Below are 3,205 nucleotides of genomic sequence, written 5' to 3'. Positions count from 1 at the left end.
CCGGGGCATGCTCGGCGAATTCCGCGCCAGCGGCTACGCCACCTTTCTCGCGAGACCCGTGCGCGGCGAGACCCTTTTGCGGGTGCTGTTGACCAGCCATGGCTCCGCGCTCACCCAGCCGCGGCCGGAGCCGCGCGGCGCCGCCTCGGTGCGCAAGCGCGACCAGGGCCTGTCGGTGCTGATCGCCGAGGACAATGACATCAACGCCATGCTCGCCCGCGCCACGCTGCTCAAGGCAGGGCATCGCGTCAAGGTTGTCGGCAACGGCAAGGCCGCGGTCGATGCCGTTACCGACGCCGGCCTCAAGTTCCGCTTCGATGTGGTGCTGATGGACCTGCATATGCCTGTCATGGATGGCCTGGATGCGATCGCCGCCATCCGCCGCCATGAAGAGTCCCTGGCCATGCCGCCGATCCCGATCATGGTGCTTTCGGCCGACAGCCAGGAAAAGACCCGGCATGCCGTGCTCGCCCATGGCGCCAGCGGCTTCGTGACCAAGCCGCTCGACCCGGACGCGCTCGTCCAGGCGGTTGAGGGCCAGGTCGCCGCCTGACGAAATTTTGAGCCCTTGAAAGCCATGAATTGCCTGGCTTTCGCGACCGTAAGATAGCCGGTTGAGGGTATTGTCCAGCCGACAAAGTATTGCCCGCCACGCCGTATCACGGTACTGTCACAATCCTGTTGCACCTACACCGTATCCCCGTGCCAAGAGGGATGGCTCGAAGGAGAATCACTCGTGCATACAGTCATGCCTGAATGTGACACTCGGCCGAATGCCGGCGGCGCCCTGCTCGCTGCCCGTACCGCCGACGCCGTCGCAAGCGGCGCTCCGCTGGGCCGGATCGGCAACCTCGAGGTGCGGCTCGCCCGCAACGAGGCTGAGATCGCCGCCGCCCAGGAAGTCCGCTATCGGGTATTTTATGACGAGCTTGGCGCGAGGAAGGACCTGTTCCAGGCGCAGGACCGGCGCGATGCCGACCGTTTCGACCCGCTCTGCGATCACCTTCTCGTGTTGGACACGTCCCTTCCCGGCCCCGAGCACCGCCGCATCGTCGGCACCTATCGCCTGCTGCGGCAGGAGATCGCCGCGACCGCCGGCGGCTTCTATTCCGAGGGCGAGTTCGAGCTCACCAAGCTGATCGCGCGCCACCCCGGCCAGCGCTTCCTCGAGCTCGGCCGCTCCTGCGTTCTGCCCGAATACCGTTCCAAGCGCACCATCGAGGCGCTGTGGCAGGGCATCTGGGCCTATATCAACCATTACGGCATCGGCGTGATGACCGGCTGCGCCTCTTTCCACGGCATCGTGCCGGCGGCGCATGCCGAGGCGCTGACCTATCTTGCCCATCATTGCCGCACCAACTCCGCCTGGGATGTCCGCGCGGTACCGGGGCGCTACTGCTCGATGGACCTGATGCCGATCGAGGCGGTGAACACCAAGGCGGCGATCGCCGCCATGCCGCCGCTGGTCAAGGGTTACCTGCGCGTCGGTGCCCGCATAGGCGACGGTTGCGTCATCGACCACGAATTCTCGACCGTCGACGTCTTCGTCGTCATGCCGGTCAAGGAGATCGGCGCCCGCTATGTCAACTATTATGGCGGCGAAGGGCAGCGCTTCGCGGCATAGCGAATAGCGAATAGCGAATAGCGAATAGCGAATAGCGAATAGCGAATAGAACGCCATCTCGGGTAATCTCTACTCGCTACTCCCTATTCGCTACTCGCTCACGGAATGTCTTCCGGCCTTCGCCCCGGCCGACTCCGATAGGCCGCAAACGACCAGCCGAATTTAAGCGCCCCGCCGCGCACGACGAACGCGCCCGCGAAGCCGAGCAGGCTGGACGCCAGCGTCGGCAGGCCGGCAAGATCGCCAAGGGTGAAGATGGCGGCGCCCGCCAGGGCGGCCGTGACATAGATTTCGGGCCTGAGCAGCACCGAAGGCTCGCCGGCAAGCAGGTCGCGCAAGATGCCGCCGGAGGTCGCCGTCAGCACGCCCGTGATGACGGACACGACAGGCGAACCGGTGATGGCCAGCCCCTTTGCCGCGCCCATCACCGAGAACGCGGCAAGGCCGACGGCATCGAGCCAGAGCAGCAGCTTGTAGCGGGATTCGAAGCGGTGGGCGCTGAAGAAGACCAGCACCGCGACGACCGCGCAGATCAGCACATAGCCGCTGTTGGCGACCCAGAATACGGGCAGGTTGAGGATGACGTCGCGTAGCGTCCCGCCGCCGATGCCGGTGATGCTGGCCAGGAACAGGAAGCCGATAATATCAAGCTGCTTGCGCGATGCGGCAAGCGCGCCCGTCGCCGCGAAGACGGCGACGCCGGCATAGTCGAGCAAGGCGATGGGGTTCAAGGACATAGGGGAGTAGGGCAGTAAGGGAGTAGGGCAATAGGGAAAGTTGAATAGCATAGAACCGCGTCAAAGTACGGTTCCGCTTCCCCTACTCCCTTAGTGCCCTACTCCCTTACTCCCCTATTCACGCATCCTTCTCGGCCTGCTCGTTCACCGGGCCGGGCTCGACCTTCGCCTCGGCGGTTGCCTTCGGGCCACCCTTGGCAACACCGACCATCGCCGGCCGCAACACGCGCTCGCCGATCGAATAGCCGGGCTGCACCACCTGCACGACGGTGCCGGCCGGGACCTCCGGATTGGGCACTTCGAACATCGCTTGGTGGAAGTTCGGATCGAACTTCTCGCCTTCGGGCGCGAGTTTCTTCACGCCGTGGCGCTCCAGCGCCGAAAGCATGGCGCGTTCGGTGAGGTCGACACCCTCGATAAGCGCCTTGAAGCCGGCATCGCCGGAAGCCTTGGCCTCGGCCGGAATGGCATCGAGCGCGCGGCGCAGATTGTCCGATACAGACAGCATGTCGCGCGCGAAATTGGCCACCGCGTAAGTGCGCGCGTCATGCACGTCGCGCGCGGTGCGCCGCCGCAAATTCTCCATTTCGGCCGCGACGCGCAACGCGCGGTCCTTCAGTTCCTCGTTTTCCTTCAGCAGCCGCACGAGCGCTTCATAGTCGCCGTCGACGCCACCTTCCGCGCGCTCGCCGGAAGCCTGGGTGGCTTCCATATCTTCGGGCGTGCGTTCGTCTTTTGCCTGGTCGCTCATCGCCGTTTCCCGTCATTCGGATTGGTCTGGATTTGCGCCCGATATCGAGGTTTGGAGGCCAAAAATCAAGGGGTAAGCGCTCGCCGCCGATGC

The 3,205-nt window shown here is 64.8% G+C and carries 4 protein-coding genes; 2 read left to right on the top strand and 2 right to left on the bottom strand.

The features are described from left to right. Positions 1-553: response regulator (locus EOA24_RS32045; protein ID WP_133374714.1), on the top strand; the 553-nt coding region annotated here is incomplete at its 5' end. 183 nt (positions 554-736) lie between these two features. Further along, complete coding sequence (locus tag EOA24_RS32040) at positions 737-1,624, top strand: GNAT family N-acetyltransferase (RefSeq protein ID WP_108702883.1); 888 nt, start codon at positions 737-739, stop codon at positions 1,622-1,624. A gap of 98 nt (positions 1,625-1,722) precedes the next feature. Here EOA24_RS32040 and EOA24_RS32035 read toward each other — a convergent pair whose 3' ends face one another. After that, the gene (locus EOA24_RS32035; protein WP_126083706.1) at positions 1,723-2,355 is read right to left on the bottom strand and encodes a trimeric intracellular cation channel family protein; all 633 of its coding nucleotides are present in this window, start codon (positions 2,353-2,355) and stop codon (positions 1,723-1,725) included. 124 nt (positions 2,356-2,479) lie between these two features. Next, positions 2,480-3,112: a nucleotide exchange factor GrpE gene (grpE, locus tag EOA24_RS32030; protein WP_042641032.1), complete on the bottom strand. Its 633-nt coding sequence runs from the start codon at positions 3,110-3,112 to the stop codon at positions 2,480-2,482. Between the last annotated feature and the right edge of the window lie 93 nt (positions 3,113-3,205).

The organism is Mesorhizobium sp. M2A.F.Ca.ET.039.01.1.1, from assembly GCF_003998035.1.
GTDB lineage: Bacteria > Pseudomonadota > Alphaproteobacteria > Rhizobiales > Rhizobiaceae > Mesorhizobium.
The sequence above is the reverse complement of the archived record's forward strand: the minus strand, read 5'-3'. Positions and strand labels throughout refer to the sequence as shown.